Origin of the sequence: Sphingomonas sp. (genome assembly GCF_041661825.1) — a bacterium.
GTDB lineage: Bacteria > Pseudomonadota > Alphaproteobacteria > Sphingomonadales > Sphingomonadaceae > Sphingomonas.
Genome location: NZ_JBAZTU010000004.1, coordinates 342,550 through 358,881, shown reverse-complemented (window position 1 = coordinate 358,881; position 16,332 = coordinate 342,550). Strand labels below are relative to the sequence as shown.

General features: G+C 66.2%; 11 protein-coding genes. 7 read left to right on the top strand and 4 right to left on the bottom strand.

The features are described from left to right. Positions 1–125 precede the first annotated feature (125 nt). Genes WC729_RS20245 through gltB form a run of 3 tightly spaced genes read left to right on the top strand, consistent with a single transcriptional unit; the run spans position 126 to position 6,921 of the window. Positions 126–1,568, top strand: coding sequence for an NAD(P)-dependent oxidoreductase (locus tag WC729_RS20245; protein ID WP_372856155.1), 1,443 nt, complete (start codon positions 126–128; stop codon positions 1,566–1,568). Beyond that, positions 1,565–2,389, top strand: coding sequence for a DUF2059 domain-containing protein (locus tag WC729_RS20240; protein ID WP_372856153.1), 825 nt, complete (start codon positions 1,565–1,567; stop codon positions 2,387–2,389). The genes WC729_RS20245 and WC729_RS20240 overlap by 4 nt, the downstream gene beginning before the upstream one ends. After that, positions 2,389–6,921 carry a glutamate synthase large subunit gene (gene gltB / locus WC729_RS20235; RefSeq protein WP_372856151.1) on the top strand — a complete coding sequence of 1,511 codons (4,533 nt, stop codon included), beginning with the start codon at positions 2,389–2,391 and terminating at the stop codon, positions 6,919–6,921. The genes WC729_RS20240 and gltB overlap by 1 nt, the downstream gene beginning before the upstream one ends. A 133-nt stretch (positions 6,922–7,054) precedes the next feature. Here gltB and WC729_RS20230 read toward each other — a convergent pair whose 3' ends face one another. Beyond that, complete coding sequence (locus WC729_RS20230; RefSeq protein WP_372856149.1) at positions 7,055–7,414, bottom strand: hypothetical protein; 360 nt, start codon at positions 7,412–7,414, stop codon at positions 7,055–7,057. 41 nt (positions 7,415–7,455) lie between these two features. On the opposite strand from WC729_RS20230, the gene WC729_RS20225 reads away from it, so the two are divergent. Together WC729_RS20225 and WC729_RS20220 are read left to right on the top strand one after the other, a co-directional pair. Then, the gene (locus tag WC729_RS20225; protein ID WP_372856147.1) at positions 7,456–8,133 is read left to right on the top strand and encodes a glutathione S-transferase family protein; all 678 of its coding nucleotides are present in this window, start codon (positions 7,456–7,458) and stop codon (positions 8,131–8,133) included. A 99-nt stretch (positions 8,134–8,232) separates the two neighbouring features. Then, the gene (locus tag WC729_RS20220; protein WP_372856145.1) at positions 8,233–8,931 is read left to right on the top strand and encodes a DUF72 domain-containing protein; all 699 of its coding nucleotides are present in this window, start codon (positions 8,233–8,235) and stop codon (positions 8,929–8,931) included. Here the strand turns inward: WC729_RS20220 and pepN are convergent. Next, a complete protein-coding gene (pepN, locus tag WC729_RS20215) occupies positions 8,928–11,525 on the bottom strand; it encodes an aminopeptidase N (RefSeq protein WP_372856143.1) in 2,598 nt (865 codons plus the stop codon). The two genes, WC729_RS20220 and pepN, sit on opposite strands and share 4 nt — an antisense overlap. A 124-nt stretch (positions 11,526–11,649) precedes the next feature. Here pepN and WC729_RS20210 point away from each other — a divergent pair, with 124 nt between their 5' ends. Further along, positions 11,650–13,311 carry a M28 family metallopeptidase gene (locus tag WC729_RS20210; RefSeq protein WP_372856141.1) on the top strand — a complete coding sequence of 554 codons (1,662 nt, stop codon included), beginning with the start codon at positions 11,650–11,652 and terminating at the stop codon, positions 13,309–13,311. After that, positions 13,308–14,147: an NAD(P)-dependent oxidoreductase gene (locus WC729_RS20205; RefSeq protein ID WP_372856640.1), complete on the top strand. Its 840-nt coding sequence runs from the start codon at positions 13,308–13,310 to the stop codon at positions 14,145–14,147. The genes WC729_RS20210 and WC729_RS20205 overlap by 4 nt, the downstream gene beginning before the upstream one ends. Here the strand turns inward: WC729_RS20205 and WC729_RS20200 are convergent. Both WC729_RS20200 and WC729_RS20195 read right to left on the bottom strand, forming a co-directional pair. Beyond that, on the bottom strand, positions 14,057–14,974 hold the full coding sequence (locus WC729_RS20200) for a DMT family transporter (protein ID WP_372856139.1): 918 nt from the start codon (positions 14,972–14,974) through the stop codon (positions 14,057–14,059). The two genes, WC729_RS20205 and WC729_RS20200, sit on opposite strands and share 91 nt — an antisense overlap. A gap of 71 nt (positions 14,975–15,045) precedes the next feature. After that, the gene (locus WC729_RS20195) at positions 15,046–16,047 is read right to left on the bottom strand and encodes a low specificity L-threonine aldolase (protein WP_372856137.1); all 1,002 of its coding nucleotides are present in this window, start codon (positions 16,045–16,047) and stop codon (positions 15,046–15,048) included. Between the last annotated feature and the right edge of the window lie 285 nt (positions 16,048–16,332).

Here is a 16,332-nt window from a genome sequence, read left to right as displayed (position 1 = left end):
ATCGGGGCAGACCCAGCAATAAATGCGACTAAATAGGGCAGCATAGCTTACCTATTTAGCGGATTCAGCGTGACATTCACCCCGAGAATCGCTAGCGCCACCTCGATTTCACGAGGCGCGCGACCATGGCTGACGGCAACACATTGAAGTTCGTGGACCGGGCACAAGCCTATCCGGGCAAGCGCCCGGCCAAGCCACGTGCGGAGGATTTCCGCGAGATCGCCGATCGCTATGCGCCGATCGCCGCCGAGGAACAGGCCGGCCGCTGCTCGCAATGCGGTGTGCCCTATTGCTCGGTGCATTGCCCGCTGCACAACCATATCCCAGACTGGCTGCGCCTGACCGCCGAAGGCCGGCTGCGCGAAGCCTATGAACTGAGCAACGCCACCTCGACCATGCCCGAGATCTGCGGCCGCATCTGCCCGCAGGACCGGCTGTGCGAGGGCAATTGCGTGATCGAATTCTCCGGGCACGGCGCGGTGACGATCGGGTCAGTCGAGAAGTTCATCACTGACACCGCCTGGGAAGAAGGCTGGGTCGAGCCGCTGGTGCCGGGCGCGCCGCGCGGCCAGTCGGTCGGCGTGATCGGGGCCGGGCCGGCCGGGCTCTCCGCCGCCGAATATTGCCGGGTGATGGGCTATGATGTCCATGTCTACGACCGGCACGACCGCGCCGGCGGGCTGCTCACCTATGGCATCCCGGGCTTCAAGCTGGAGAAGCATGTCGTCACCCGCCGGGTCGACCGGCTGAAGGCAGGCGGTATCGTCTTCCACGAAAGCTTCGAGGTTGGCCGCGATGCGACGCTTGATCAGCTGCGCCAGCGCCACGACGCGATCCTGATCGCGACGGGCGTGTACAAGCCCCGCGCGATCAAGGCGCCGGGCGTCGGCAGCGCGGGCGTGGTCGAGGCGCTGGAGTATCTCACGGCGTCCAACCGCAAAGGCTTCGGCGATGCGGTGCCGGACTTCGACAATGGCAAGCTCGATGCGGCTGGCAAGAATGTCGTGGTGATCGGCGGCGGCGATACCGCGATGGACTGCGTCCGCACTGCGGTCCGCCAGGGTGCGACCTCAGTGAGGTGCCTCTATCGCCGCGACCGCGCCAATATGCCGGGCTCGCAGCGCGAAGTCGCCAATGCCGAGGAGGAAGGTGTCGAATTCGTCTGGCTCTCCGCGCCCCAGGCGTTCGACGCGGGCGAAACGGTGACGGGGGTGCATGCGACCAAGATGCGGCTCGGCGCCCCCGATGGTAGCGGACGCCGCGCGCCGGAGGCGGAGCCCGATAGCGGCTTCGCCCTTCCGGCGGATCTGGTGATCAAGGCGCTCGGCTTCGATGCCGAGGAGCTGCCGGCGCTGTTCGGTGCGCCGGAGCTCGGCGTGACGCGCTGGGGCACGTTGCTGGTCGACAACAAGACGCTGATGACCTCGCTCGACGGCGTGTTCGCGGCGGGCGACATCGTGCGGGGCGCGAGCCTGGTTGTCTGGGCGATCCGCGACGGCCGCGATGTCGCGACGACGATGCATGGCTGGCTGAAGGCAAAGGCCAAGACGGGGAAGAAGGCGGCATGATGGGTCCGGTTCTGTTGTTGGCTGCCTTGGGCGGCCAGAGCGCGCAGCCTGCCCGGACTCCGCCGCCGATATTCGTACCCGCCCCACCCACGCCGACGGCAATCTCGCCCGCGGCGAAAGCGCTCGGCGTGGAAATGGCGTCAGTCCTCAACAGCGAGGAGCTTACGCTCAAGCAGAGCCGCAAGCTGTTCGACGAAACGATGCCGAAAGTACTCGCGGCGAATGCGGAATATAAGCAGATCGAAGTGAGCTATCCCGGCTTCACCGCCCATATCATCGCAGCGATACGGCCGGAGGCGGAGCGCTCGACGATTCAGCGACTGCCCGATCTATGGGATCGGCTGGGGGCACTTTATGCGCGGAACCTGACCGAGGCAGACATGCGACAGGCGCTTGCCTTCTATCGCAGTCCATCGGGATCGTGGCTGATCAGGGTGGTTGGAGAAGGCGCCGATTTCAGCAAGCTGGTGCAGCAATCGATCGACAAGCCGGATAGCAATATCCAGTCGGGGGATCTGCGCGAGGCCATCATCGTGCCCGGCGCCAAGGCCTTGACCTCCTCCGCGACGCCGGCGCAGCGCAAGGACATCATTCGCTTCGTATTCTCGCCCGCCGGGGTGAAGATCCGTCGGCTTGGCCCGGCGGTGATGCAGACGGTCACCGCCTGGTCGAACGAACCCCAGCCCGATGCGGAAAAGGTCATCGAGGCCGCCGTTACCAAGGCGGCAAGCGAATTCATCGAGAATGCCGACAAGGCCGCAGGTGAAGCGCCTCAACCGGCAGGCGGCCGGCGCGCCGCCGTGAGCAAGGATCAGATCTGATGTCGCACGATCAGCTCGCGCTGGAGAACCAGCGTGCCCGCCTTGCGGCGGAGGGCATGTACCGCCCCGAATTCGAATCCGATGCCTGTGGTGTCGGCCTCGTCGCCGCGACCGACGGTACGCCGTCGCGCCGTGTCGTCCAGTCGGCGATCGATGCACTGAAGGCCGTGTGGCACCGGGGCGCGGTCGATGCCGATGGCAAGACCGGCGATGGCGCCGGGCTGCATGTCGACCTGCCGGTCAAGTTCTTCGACGACGCGATCAGCGCCTCGGGCCACAAGACCATGCCGAACCGGCTCGCGGTCGGCATGATCTTCCTGCCCCGCACCGATCTCGGCGCGCAGGAGGATTGCCGGACGATCGTCGAAAGCGCGATCATCGAAGAGGGTTACACCATCTATGGCTGGCGCCAGGTGCCGGTCGACGTCTCGGTGATCGGGCAAAAGGCGCAGGCGACGCGCCCCGAGATCGAGCAGATCATGATCGCCGGGCCGTTGCCCGAGGAGCAGAGCGCTGCCGAGTTCGAGAAGAATCTCTATCTCGTCCGCCGCCGGATCGAGAAGCGCGTGATCGCGGCGCAGATCCAGGGCTTCTACATCTGCTCGCTGTCGTGCCGCTCGATCATCTACAAGGGGCTGTTCCTCGCGGAGAGCCTGTCGGTCTTCTATCCCGACCTGACCGACCAGCGCTTCGAGAGCCGGGTCGCGATCTTCCACCAGCGTTATTCGACCAACACCTTCCCGCAATGGTGGCTGGCCCAGCCGTTCCGCTGCCTCGCGCATAATGGCGAGATCAACACGATCCGCGGCAACAAGAACTGGATGCTCAGCCACGAGATCAAGATGGCGAGCCTCGCGTTCGGCGAATATTCGGAGGACATCAAGCCGGTGATCCCGGCCGGCGCGTCGGACACCGCCGCGCTCGACGCCACCTTCGAGGCGATCTGCCGTTCGGGCCGTGACGCGCCGACGGCGAAGCTCATGCTGGTGCCGGAAGCCTGGGGGCCGAAGGGCGAGATGCCCAGGGCGCATCTCGACATGTACAAATATCTCGCCAGCGTGATGGAGCCGTGGGACGGCCCGGCGGCACTGGCGATGACTGACGGCCGCTGGGCGGTTGCCGGCATGGACCGCAACGCGCTCCGTCCGCTGCGTTATACGCGCACCTCGGACGGGCTGCTGATCGTGGGTTCAGAAAGCGGCATGGTCGTGGTCCCGGAATCGACCATTATCGAAAAGGGCCGGCTCGGGCCGGGCCAGATGATCGCGGTCGACCTGGACAAGGGCGTTCTGTTCAAGGACCGCGAGATCAAGGATCAGATCGCGGGCGAGGCCGATTACGCGACGATGATCGGCAATTTCCTGAGCGTGAACGATCTGCCGCCCGCGCCGGCCGACGCGACCGTTCGGTTCGAGCGCGCCGAGCTGACGCGCCGCCAGGTTGCGGCGGGGCAGACGCTCGAGGACATGGAGCTGATCCTGTCGCCGATGGTCGAGGGCGCGAAGGAAGCGATCGGCTCGATGGGCGACGATACGCCGCTCGCGGTCATCTCGGACAAGCCCCGGCTGATCAGCCAGTTCTTCCGGCAGAATTTCAGCCAGGTCACCAACCCGCCGATCGATTCGCTGCGCGAGCGGCATGTGATGTCGCTGAAGACGCGCTTCGGCAATCTTGCCAACATCCTCGATACCGAGGACCGGCGCGACGGTGTGCTGGTGCTCGAATCCCCGGTGCTGACCGGCGCCGACTGGGCGCGGCTCAAGGCGTTCTTCGGGTCGAAGGTTGCTGATATCGACTGCACCTTCGAAAGCGGCGGCGGGCCGGAGACGCTACGCGGCGCGATCGCACGCATCCGCGCCGAGGCCGAACAGGCTGTGCGCGAAGGGAAGAGCGAAATCTTCCTCAGCGACATGAACATCGGTCCGGACCGGGTCGGTATCGCCGGCGTGCTCGCGGCGGCGGCGGTGCATACGCATCTCGTCCGGCGCGGCCTGCGTTCCTATGCCAGCATCAACATCCAGACCGCCGAATGCCTCGACACGCATTATTATGCGGTGCTGATCGGCGTCGGCGCGACGACCGTGCACGCCTATCTATCCGAGGCGTCGATCGTCGACCGGCACCAGCGCGGGCTGTTCGGTGACCTGACCCTGGAAAAGTGCCTCGCCAACCATCGCCATGCGGTCGACGAGGGACTGCTCAAGATCATGTCGAAGATGGGGATCGCGGTGATCTCCAGTTATCGCGGCGGCTATAATTTCGAGGCGGTCGGGCTGTCGCGCAGCCTGGTCAACGATCTCTTCCCGGGCATGCCCGCGAAGATCTCGGGCGAAGGCTATGCCTCGCTGCACCTCAACGCGGCGCTGCGCCACGAATATGCCTATGACGAGGTCGTGGTGAACCTGCCGATCGGCGGCTTTTATCGCCAGCGTCACACCGGCGAGACTCATGCCTATTCGGCGCAGCTGATGCACCTGCTGCAGACCGCGGTCGCGACCGACAGTTATTCGACCTATCTGCAATTCTCGCGCGGGGTGGAGGCGCTGCCGCCGGTCTATCTGCGCGACCTGTTCCAGTTCAATTTCCCCAACGAGGGCGTGGCGGTCGATCAGGTCGAGGCGATCACCGAGATCCGCAAGCGCTTCGTGACGCCGGGCATGTCGCTCGGCGCGCTGAGTCCCGAGGCGCATGAGACCCTGGCGATCGCGATGAACCGCATCGGCGCCAAGGCGGTGTCGGGCGAGGGCGGCGAAGACAAGGCGCGCTACGCCCCCTATCCCAATGGCGACAACGCCAATTCGGGCGTGAAGCAGATCGCGTCGGGCCGATTCGGCGTGACGGCGGAATATCTCAACGCCTGCGACGAGATCGAGATCAAGGTCGCGCAGGGCGCCAAGCCGGGCGAGGGTGGACAGCTGCCCGGTTTCAAGGTGACCGAGTTCATCGCCAAGCTGCGCCATGCGACGCCAGGCGTGATGCTCATCTCCCCGCCGCCGCATCACGATATCTATTCGATCGAGGATCTGGCGCAGCTCATCTATGATCTGAAGCAGATCAACCCGGTCGCGCGTGTCTGCGTGAAGCTGGTCTCGTCGGCCGGCATCGGCACGGTCGCGGCGGGTGTCGCGAAAGCCCATGCGGACGTGATCCTGGTGTCCGGCCATGTCGGCGGCACCGGCGCCTCGCCCCAGACCAGCATCAAATATGCCGGAACGCCCTGGGAAATGGGCCTGAGCGAGGTCAACCAGACCTTGACGCTCAACGGCCTACGTGGCCGGATCAAGCTGCGCACCGATGGCGGACTCAAGACCGGGCGCGACATCGTCATCGCCGCGATCCTCGGCGCCGAGGAATTCGGCATCGGCACGTTGAGCCTGGTGGCGATGGGCTGCATCATGGTGCGGCAATGCCATTCCAACACCTGCCCGGTCGGCGTCTGCGTGCAGGACGAGCGGTTGCGCGCCAAGTTCACCGGCACGCCCGAGAAGGTCATCAACCTGATGACCTTCATCGCGGAGGAAGTGCGCGACATCCTGGCCCGGCTCGGCTTCCGCAGCCTGGACGAGGTGATCGGCCGCACCGAATTGCTCCGCCAGGTCAGCCGCGGTGCCGAGCATCTCGATGACCTCGACCTCAACCCGATCCTCGCCAAGGTCGATGCGGATGACGACCAGCGGCGCTTCAGCCTGTCGGCGTGGCGCAACGAAGTGCCCGACAGCCTCGATGCGCAGATGATCAAGGATGCGGCGGCGGTCTTCTCGCGCGGCGAGAAGATGCAGCTGACCTACTCAGTGCGCAACACGCACCGCGCCGTCGGCACCCGGCTGTCGAGCGAGATCACGCGCACCTTCGGCATGTCGAAGCTGGCGGACGGGCATGTCCATGTCCGGCTGCGCGGCTCGGCCGGCCAGTCGCTTGGCGCCTTCCTGTGCAAGGGCATCACGCTCGAAGTGTTCGGCGATGCCAACGACTATGTCGGCAAGGGCCTGTCGGGCGGCATCATCGCGGTGCGCCCGGTGGTGAGCTCGCCGCTCGCCAGTCAGGACAATACGATCATCGGCAATACCGTGCTGTACGGTGCGACCTCGGGCAGCCTGTTCGCGGCGGGCCAGGCGGGCGAGCGTTTCGCCGTGCGCAACTCGGGCGCGACCGTGGTGGTCGAAGGCTGCGGCGCGAACGGCTGCGAATATATGACCGGCGGTACCGCGGTGGTGCTGGGGCCGGTCGGCGCGAATTTCGGCGCCGGCATGACCGGGGGCATGGGTTTCGTCTACGATTCGGACGGCAGCTTCGAACGGCGCGCCAATCCCGAGAATATCGTGTGGCAGCGCCTGTCGTCGATGCATTGGGAGGCCGTGTTGCTCAACCTCGTCCGCGCGCATCATGCGGCGACTGACAGCAAATGGTCGGCGGCGTTGCTCGACGATTGGGGCCGGGTGATCGACCGTTTCTGGCAGGTCGTGCCGAAGGAGATGCTGACCCGCCTGGCGCACCCGCTCGACGACCGGTCGGAGATGGTGGCGGCGGAATAGGGCTGGCCAACCAACTACCCGTCATGCCGGACTTGTTCTCGCATCCATGCTTCCGCAAGCCCCGCAGACGTTGCGTGTGCGGGGCGATGGACCCCGGAACAAGTCCGGGGTGACGCTGGGGTAGGGCACCGGGTTAGCCTCTAGTGCCCAGAAAGAACGTCGATCCGGTCCGGGTCGGCGGAACCGTGCCGGTCAGGAAGCAGAACAGCACCACGATCAGCCCGTTCATCACCGCATTGTCGACCAGCCGCGGCCGCACCGCCTGCGGCCGCTCCGCCACCTCGGCCAGCAGCGTCCGTGCCTCGGCCGCCGCCCAGGCCGGCACGCGGATCAGCACGCCGCCCAGCGCGACCATCAAGTTCGGCGCGATCTGGCTGTGGCCCAGCCCGACCGGCATCGCGGGGATGCCGTAAAAGGCGAACATCGACAGCATCACGGCCGTCTCGGGATGGTTGTAGACGATCGCCACCGTCTCGAACGAATCGTCCGTCATCATGCCTTCCCCCGATGGCTCGCTCAGCCTAACAGAGCCTTATGTGGCAGCTTTATCAATTTCCCCTGTGCCCCTTCTCGCGCAAAGTCCGGCTCCTGCTCGGCGAAAAGGGCGTCGGTTACGACCTCGTCCTCGAGAATCCCTGGGATCGGCGCGACGAGTTCCTCGACATGAATCCGGCCGGCCAGGTGCCGGTCATGGTCGATCCCAAGCGCAACATCCTGCTCATGGATTCGATGGCGATCTGCGAATATCTCGAAGAGACGGTCGACAAGGCAGCGATGATCAACGGCACTGCGGTCAACCGCGCCGAGATTCGCCGGCTGGTCGCCTGGTTCGATTCGCAATTCTTTCAGGACGTGACCGCGCCGCTGCTCGGCGAGCGGATGATGAAGCGGATCGTGACCAAGGAATCGCCCGACGCCAAGGTGCTGCGCGAGGCGATGAAGGCCGCGGAGCGCCATCTCGATTATACCGACTACCTGCTCGATCATCACAACTGGATGGCCGGCGCAACGATGAGCCTCGCCGATCTCGCCGCTGCTGCGCAGATCTCGGTCGCCGACTATCTCGGCGGGGTGGATTGGAAAGGACATGAGCAGACCGCACGCTGGTATCGCGGCTTCAAGAGCCGGCCCAGCTTTCGGCCGCTGCTTTCCGAACGAATGACGGGGATCAGTCCACCCAAGGAATATGACGATGTGGATTTCGATTTCTGAGCCTGAGCCATACTGATCAGGGAGCGGGGCGTTCTGATCGGCCAAGCGTTACCGTCCCTAATGGCGGCAGGCTCTTCCAGGCAGCGGATTCGCATCGGGATGGCGGGCTGGTCGCTGTACAAGCCGCCGGCCGGGCGCTTTCCGGACGAGGGCAGTCATCTCGAACGCTATGCCGCGACGTTCGACGCGGTCGAGATCAACTCCAGCTTCTACCGTCCGCACAAGCCGGAAACCTATGCCCGCTGGGCGGCGAGCGTGCCGGCGGATTTCCGCTTCGCGGTGAAGTTGCCCAAGGCGATCTCGCATGAGCGGCGGCTGGTCGACTGCAGCGACCTGGTCGAGCGCTTCGCCGGAGAGGTCGCAGGCCTTGGGGAAAAACGTGGGCCCATCCTGATCCAGCTCCCGCCCAAGCTCGGCTTGGACAGGGATGTCGCTGCGCGGTTCTTTGACCTCGCCCGCGACAGGCTGGGTGGCTTGATGGCATGCGAGCCGCGTCATGCCGGATGGTTCACGCTGGAAGCTGATGCGTTGCTGGTGAAGCATCGGGTGGCGCGCGTTGCGGCCGACCCCGCTCCGGTGCCCGGCGCAGGCGAGCCGGGTGGATGGGCTGACTTCCGCTACACGCGCCTGCACGGCTCGCCGCGCATCTATTGGTCATCATATGATGCGGCGGCGATCAAGCGGCAGGCTGCAGCCGCCCGCTCGGCGAACACGGAGACCTGGACGATCTACGACAACACCGCGTCGGGCGCTGCGCTCGGTAACGCGCTGGCGATGCTCGATCTCGTGACGGGTTAGCCGTCGAGGCTGCGCGTCGCCTGTTCGAACATGTCCTTCGACAGGCCCGGCGTTGCCACGATCCGCTCCAGCTCGGCGCGCATCAGGGCGCCGCGTGACTCGTCGAAGCGGCGCCAGCGGCCGAGCGGCGGGATCAGCTTCGCCGCGGTCTGCGGGTTGAGCTTGTCGAGAGCGATCAGCTGGTCGGCGACGAAGCGATAGCCCTCGCCCGAGGCCGCGTTGAACGCGCGCTGGTTGACGCTGAACGCGCCGACCAGCGATCGAGCGCGGTTCGGGTTGGCGAGGGTGAAGTCGCGGTGCCGCGCCAGTTCCCTGACGCTCGCCAGCGTGTCGTCGCGCGACGACAAAGCCTGGGTCGAGAACCATTTGTCCAGGACCAGGCCATTGTCCGAATAGCGGTTGAAGAAGATGTCGAGCGCGGCGATCCGCCGGTCCGAATTACCGTTGACGAGCGTGGTGAGCGCGCCCTGGCGGTCGGTCATGTTATCGGCCGCCTCGAACTGGGCGAAGGCCAAAGCCGCCGCCTCGTCGCCGCCATTGGCAGCGATATAGCCGAGCGCGACGGTGCGCAGCCGGCGCATGCCTTTGGCGAGCGGCGAATATTCGAACTTCCTGGCCCGCGCGCCTTCATATTCGGCACGCCATTTCGCCTCGAGCGTGCGGCCGATGTCTCGGCGCAGTGCTTCGCGCGCGGTATAGATCGCCTCGGGATCGACCAGCTTCATCTGGTCGCCGATGAAGCTTTCCGACGGCAGCAGCACCGCCTCCGCGACGAAGGCGCGGTCGAGGTTGGGGTCGTCGAGCGTGTTGGCGATGGCGGCGATCACCGGCGCATGGTCGGCACGCCCCTGGCTGACCGAGCTGACCAGCGTGTCGAGCATCAGCTGCTGCATCGCTTCGTAGCGGGCGAAGGGATCGTCGTCATGCGCCGACAGGAAAGCGAGATCGGCGGCCGTGCGGTCGGTCTCGATGATGACCGGCGCGGTGAAGCCGCGATTGATCGACAGGACCGGGCGTTCGGTGACGGTCTCGAAGGTGATCCGCTCCTCCGCATCGGTCAGCTGGATCAGCTGCTCGGGGCCGATCGGGCGGGCGCTGTCGGCACCGAACAGCTTCAGCCTGATCGGCAGCACCATCGGCAGCTTGTCGGGCTGGCCCGGGGTCGGGAGGGTGCGCTGCGACAGGGTCAGGGTAGCGCGGCCGCTGCCGGCCGCATGCGCCAGCGACGCGGTGACGCGCGGCGTGCCGGCCTGGCTGTACCAGCGCCGGAACTGGGTCAGGTCGATCTGACCCCCTTCCTCCATGCAAGCGACGAAGTCCTCGCAGGTCGCGGCCGTGCCGTCGAAGCGATCGAAATAGAGGTCGGTGGCGGTGCGGAAGCGCTGTGGCCCCAGCAAAGTCGCCATCATGCGGATGACCTCGGCGCCCTTGTTGTAGATCGTCGCGGTGTAGAAGTTCGAGATTTCGAGATATTCGTCCGGCCGGATCGGATGGGCGAGCGGGCCGGCATCCTCGGGGAATTGCGCCGCGCGCAGGCCGCGCACGTCCTCGATGCGCTTGACCGCGGCGGATCCCTGGTCGGCGGAAAAGCTCTGGTCGCGAAAGACGGTGAAGCCCTCTTTCAGCGAGAGCTGGAACCAGTCGCGGCAGGTGACGCGGTTGCCCGACCAATTGTGGAAATATTCGTGTGCCACCACAGCCGCGATCGCGTCGAAATCATAGTCGGTCGCGGTGTCGGGGTCGGCCAGGATATAGCGCGAATTGAAGATGTTGAGGCCCTTGTTCTCCATCGCGCCGAAGTTGAAATCGTCGACCGCGACGATGTTGAACACGTCGAGGTCGTACTCGCGACCATAGACGCGCTCGTCCCAGGCCATGGCGGTCTTGAGCGCCTCGAGCGCATGGCCGGTCTTGGCGACATCGGCGGCGCGGACCCAGATGCCGAGCGCGACCTCGCGGCCCGATCCGGTGACGAAAGTGCCCCGATTGGCGACGAGGTCGCCCGCGACCATCGCGAAGAGATAGCAGGGTTTGGGGAAGGGATCGTGCCACTCGGCCCAGTGGCGGCCGTCGCCCAGATCGCCCTCACCGATCGGATCGCCATTGGCGAGCAGCACCGGGAAGCGCGCCTTGTCAGCGGCCATGCGCACCTTGTAGCGGCTGAGCACATCGGGCCGGTCAGGGAAAAAGGTGATGCGACGAAAGCCTTCGGCCTCGCACTGGGTGCAGAGGTTGCCGCCCGAGGCGTAGAGCCCCATCAACTGGGTATTGCGGTCGGGCGCGATCTCGACCTCGGTCTCGATCGTGTGCGCCGAACCGGAAAGTGGGATGACGAGCGTGTCGTTCTCGAGCGTCCAGTCGTTGATCGTCTTGCCGTCGACCTTGACCGAGAGCGGAGTCTGGCCACCGCCGTCGAGCCGCAGCGGTGCGTCATGCGCGCCGTTGCGGATGATGTGCAGCACGGCCTGGACGCGCGTCGCCTCGGGCGAGAGGTCGAAATCGAGCGCGATCTCCGGGACCAGCCAGCCGGGCGCCTCATAATCGTCGCGGCGCGTGACATGGGGCAGGGCGGTGGCGGTCTGGACGTCGAGCATGTCGCTGGATGTAGGGACGAGATTCCGCTCGTGCCACCGAAATCGCCGCCCGGACTGTCGCACTTGCGCGCGTGAATGGCGGTGCTAGGCCGTCTCCATGATCTCGATTGCACAAGGAAAAAGCATGTTTCGTTCGGTTGGCGCGATCGCGCTGATGAGTTTCGCGGGTGCAGCGCTGGCCCAAACGACCCCGGCCCCTGCCCCCACCGCCCCGGCGAAGGACGCGAAGGCCATCAACGATATCGTCAACGCGGTGCTGCCCGACAACCAGGCGGCGATGAAGGCGCATGTCATGTTCCTTGCCTCGGACGCGATGCGCGGGCGCGAGGCGGGCAGCCCGGAATTCGACATCGCGGCCGAATATGTCGCGGCGCAATTCTACGCGGCGGGTCTGCGCCCGGCGGGCGACAATGGCGGCTATCTGCAAAAGGTGCCACTCGTCACCTATCGCGCCGCCGACAAGGGCGATCTGGTGCTGACCAGCAAGGATGCCGAACCGCAGCGTCTGGTGTTCGGAGACGATTATGTCCCCAGCGCCTATGCCGGCGCCGCCTCCACGGTGATCGACGCGCCGGTGGTGTTCGTCGGCTTCGGCATCGTCGCGCCGCAATACAAGCGCGACGACTATGCGGGCGTCGATGTGAAGGGCAAGATCGTCGCCTATCTCGGCGGCGCACCGTCCAGCTTCCAGAGCGAGGAGCGCGCGCATTTCTCGGGCGGCACGACCAAGGCGATCTATGCCCAGTCGCGCGGTGCGATCGGCACCATCCTGATCCAGCCGCGGCCGCTCGGTGCAGCGGCGCAGAATCTGGACCGCCCGCGGGTGACCTGGGGCAAGCCCGACGGTACCGGCGATGCGCCGGGCGCGCCACAGCTGGCGACGATCAGCGACATGGGCGCGGCCAAGCTCTTCGCGGGCGCGAAGACGCCATGGGAAACGATCGTGAAGCGCGCCACCAATGCCGAGACGAAGTTCAAGGCGGAGCAGCTGCCCGGCAGCCTGGCGATCGCGGTGAAGACGGCGTTTCAGCAGGGCATGAGCAGCAATATCGCGGGCATGCTCCCCGGCAGCGACCCGAAACTCGGATCGGAAGTGGTCGTGCTCTCCGCTCATCTCGACCATCTCGGCGTGCGCCCGGACATGAAGGGCGACAACATCTTCAACGGCGCGGAGGACAATGCCGTCGGCATCGCCTCGCTGATCGAGGAAGCCAAGCGCTTCAAGGCGAGCGGCAAGCCGCCGCGCCGCAGCATCATGTTCCTGGCCGTCACCGGCGAGGAGAAGGGGCTGGTCGGCTCCGACTATTTCTCGAAGCATCCGACGGTGCCGATGAACCGCATCGTCGCCGACGTGAATCTCGACATGCCGATCCTGACTTATCGGTTCGAGGACATGACGGTGTTCGGCGCGGATCGCTCGACGCTCGGGCCGATCGTCAGCAAGGCCGTCGCGTCGGTCGGCGTGACCATGTCGCCCGATCCCGATCCGGCGCAGGGCATCTTCGTCCGCTCCGACCATTACCGTTTCGTGCAGCAGGGTGTGCCCTCGGTGTTCCTGTGGCCGGGCCAGGCCGGGCCGGGCAAGGCGGCAACGGCCGAATTCTTCGCCAAGCGCTATCACCAGCCGACCGACGAGATTTCGCAGCCGATCGACTGGAGCCAGGGCATCCGCTTCGTCGATGCGAACTATGCGATCGCGCGCGAGATCGCCGATGGCGACCAGCGGCCGCGCTGGAACAAGGGTGATTTCTTCGGCCTGCTCTATAACGGGTATGGCGCGAAATAACCGCGCTGCTGATCTTCGGCCTGGGCTATTCGGCCCGGGCGCTGGCGGTCCGGTTGGCGGCCAAAGGCTGGCAGGTGAGCGGCACCAGCCGCGACGGCCGGTCCGGGACGATCGCGTTCGGAGACCGGGCGGCGGTGACGGCGGCGATCGCCGGGGCGGATTATATCCTGTCCTCGGTGCCGCCCGAGGGTGACGAGGATCCGGTGCTGGCTGCCTATGGGCCGCCGCTTGCCGAGGCGGATGCCTGGCTCGGCTATCTCTCCTCGACCGGTGTCTATGGCGATGCCGGCGGGGCCTGGGTGGACGAGGGTTCGCCAATCGGCGGCGGGCGGCGTGGCGCGCGCGCCGCGGCGGATTCGGCATGGCTGGCGATGGGCGCGCGCGTGTTTCGCTTGCCCGGCATCTATGGCCCGGGCCGCTCGCCGCTCGACCGGATCGCCGAAGGGCGCGCGCACCGTATCGACCTGCCGGGACAAGTGTTCAGCCGCATCCATGTCGACGATCTCGTCTCAGGCGTGATCGCGGGGTTAGGTGCGCCGGCCGGAGCGTATAACCTCGCCGACGATCTGCCAGCGAACCAGAACACAGTGATGGAGCGCGCGGCGCGGCTGCTTGGGCGCGATCCACCTCCCTTCGCGGCACTGGAGACTTTGTCAGCGCCAGCACGCGCTTTTTACGACGAGAACCGCCGGGTCGCGAACGGCAAGGCGAAGCGAGTGCTCGGCTGGCGCCCGCTTTATCCGGATTACTGCGCCGGCCTGCGCGCCTTGAGCGCGATGACCAGCCCGACGCCTGCCAGCGCCGCGCCGGCCCCGGCGAGCAGCGACCAGCGATAACCCTCGAAGATCGTCGAGAGCAGCATTGCGATCACCGGGATGATCACGCTCGAATAGGCCGCCTTGGCCGGGCCGATGATGCGCAGCACCCCGAAATAGAGGGTGAAGGCGAGCGCCGAGGCGAACACCCCCAGATAAAGCACGCCCAACAGATAGCCAAGGCGCCACTCGATCACCGGCGGACCAGCGATGGTCCAGGCGATCACCGCATCCATCGCCGCGCCGAGCAGCATGGCGATGCCGAGCGTCGGCGCCATGGGATAGCGCCGCGCGGTCTCGGTACCCTGCAGGACATTGGCGCTGGAGGCAGAGAGGACGGCGAGCAGGGCGACGCCGATTCCGGCCAGCGCTGCTTCCGGTCCGTGTGGGGCGGAGCGGGCCTCATGGACGAACAACAGCGAGACCCCGGCCATCGCGATGACCGACCCGATGATCAGCTGCCTGCCCAGTCTCTGGCCGAGGAAGATGCGCCCGAACACGGCATTGGGCACGAGCAGCAGCGCGAACACCACGGCGACCAGGCCGGAGGTGATATAGGTCTCCGCCCGGTAGACGAAGTTGAAGTTGAGGCAGAATTGCGTGAAGGCCAGCGCGACGACGAACAGCCAGCCGCGCCGATCGAGCCTGACCGTCTCGCGCTTCCATGCGGCATAGGCCAGCATGGTCAGCCCGCCGACGGTGAAGCGGTAGGTGACCGACCAGTTGAGCGGCACCACGCCGAGCTGATCGGTGATCACGATCCAGGTCGATCCCCAGATCAAGGTGACGATGCCGAACGGGATCAGCACCGCGAGGCGCGTCGATTGCGGGGCAGGCTGATCGGACATGGGCCTGCCCTAGCGCCCGCCGGGCGCCGGCGGCACGGGCGATTTCCTTGTCAGGTGATAAGCGGACCCTATCAAAGCGCCGCGATCGCGTCGGCGAGGGGCTGGATATCCTCCGCGCGCTGGCTCCACGAAATGACCAGCCGTGCCTCGCCGGGGCCCCAGTCGTAGAAGTCGAAGCCGAGCGCGCGCAGGCTCGCCGCTTCTTCGGCGGAGACGCGCAGGAACACTTCGTTCGCCTCGACCTGGTTGATCAGCCGGTCGCCGGCGGCGCGGGCGAGCAGCGTCGCACCGGCATTCGAGGTGCGGGCATTCTCCAGCCACAGATCGCCATCGAGCAGCGCGAGGATCTGTGCGGCGAGGTAGCGGCCCTTGGACAGCAGCAGCCCGGCACGCTTGCGGCGATACAGGGTGGCGGCGGCGAGATCGGGCTTGAAGAAGATCAGTGCCTCAGCGCTCATCCCGCCATTCTTGACGAAGCCGAAGCTCAGCGCATCGACCCCGGCGCGCCACGTCACATCGGCAGGCGAGCAGCCCAGATGCGCGACCGCATTGGCGAAACGCGCACCATCCATATGCAGGCCGAGACCCTTTGCCTTTGCCAGATCGCCGATCGCGGCGACGTCGTCGGGTGCGTAGACCAGGCCATATTCGGTGGCGTTGGTGATCGAGATGGCATGGGGCTGGACCTGGTGCACGTCGTTGCGCGTGGCGTCGAGCACCGCCTGGATCGCGGCGGCATCAAGCTTCGCGCCGGGCCCCTCGGCGAGCAGCAGCTTGGCACCATGCGTGTAGAATTCCGGCGCGCCGCACTCGTCATTCTGGATATGCGCGTCCCGGTGGCAGACGATCGCACCGTGCGGCGGGCAGAGTGCTGCGAGTGCCAGGCAATTGGCCGAGGTGCCCGACGGCACCCAGAGCGCGCGGACGTCGGTCTCGAACAGGTCGGAGAACAGCCCGTCGAGCTGCTTGCTCCAGGCGTCGCCGTCATAGGCGGTGTCGAGGACATTCGCCTCGGCCAGCGCAGCGAGCACGGCCGGGTGAACGGGGGCGGCATTGTCGGAAAAGAAGCGCATGTGGTGCGCCTTGCGATGCCGCGCGGGTGGCGTCAACGCTGCCGTTGAACGGCAGGGCGTTCGATCGCGGGGCCTCTGCGAAAATGACCATTTCTTCATTTGAAATCATGCGCCGGACGCGCCACGTCCCAGCCGCGCGCCAGTGCGGCCGCTTTCGATCAACCCGGGTTGGGACGACCATGTCCAGCAACGACGACAGTAGACCGACCGGACCGTTCGAGGCCGTCGCGCTGACCTGATCGCTCGATCGGCTCGCTCGCGACCGGCCCTGGCGGCCCGGTCGGA

What these genes read in the sequence shown, in the direction of transcription:
- WC729_RS20245 (WP_372856155.1), top strand. Translation starts at nt 126, where the DNA reads ATGGCTGACGGCAACACATTGAAGTTCGTGGACCGGGCACAAGCCTAT.
- WC729_RS20240 (WP_372856153.1), top strand. Translation starts at nt 1,565, where the DNA reads ATGATGGGTCCGGTTCTGTTGTTGGCTGCCTTGGGCGGCCAGAGCGCG.
- gltB (WP_372856151.1), top strand. Translation starts at nt 2,389, where the DNA reads ATGTCGCACGATCAGCTCGCGCTGGAGAACCAGCGTGCCCGCCTTGCG.
- WC729_RS20230 (WP_372856149.1), bottom strand. Translation starts at nt 7,414, where the DNA reads ATGACGGACGATTCGTTCGAGACGGTGGCGATCGTCTACAACCATCCC.
- WC729_RS20225 (WP_372856147.1), top strand. Translation starts at nt 7,456, where the DNA reads ATGTGGCAGCTTTATCAATTTCCCCTGTGCCCCTTCTCGCGCAAAGTC.
- WC729_RS20220 (WP_372856145.1), top strand. Translation starts at nt 8,233, where the DNA reads ATGGCGGGCTGGTCGCTGTACAAGCCGCCGGCCGGGCGCTTTCCGGAC.
- pepN (WP_372856143.1), bottom strand. Translation starts at nt 11,525, where the DNA reads ATGCTCGACGTCCAGACCGCCACCGCCCTGCCCCATGTCACGCGCCGC.
- WC729_RS20210 (WP_372856141.1), top strand. Translation starts at nt 11,650, where the DNA reads ATGTTTCGTTCGGTTGGCGCGATCGCGCTGATGAGTTTCGCGGGTGCA.
- WC729_RS20200 (WP_372856139.1), bottom strand. Translation starts at nt 14,974, where the DNA reads ATGTCCGATCAGCCTGCCCCGCAATCGACGCGCCTCGCGGTGCTGATC.
- WC729_RS20195 (WP_372856137.1), bottom strand. Translation starts at nt 16,047, where the DNA reads ATGCGCTTCTTTTCCGACAATGCCGCCCCCGTTCACCCGGCCGTGCTC.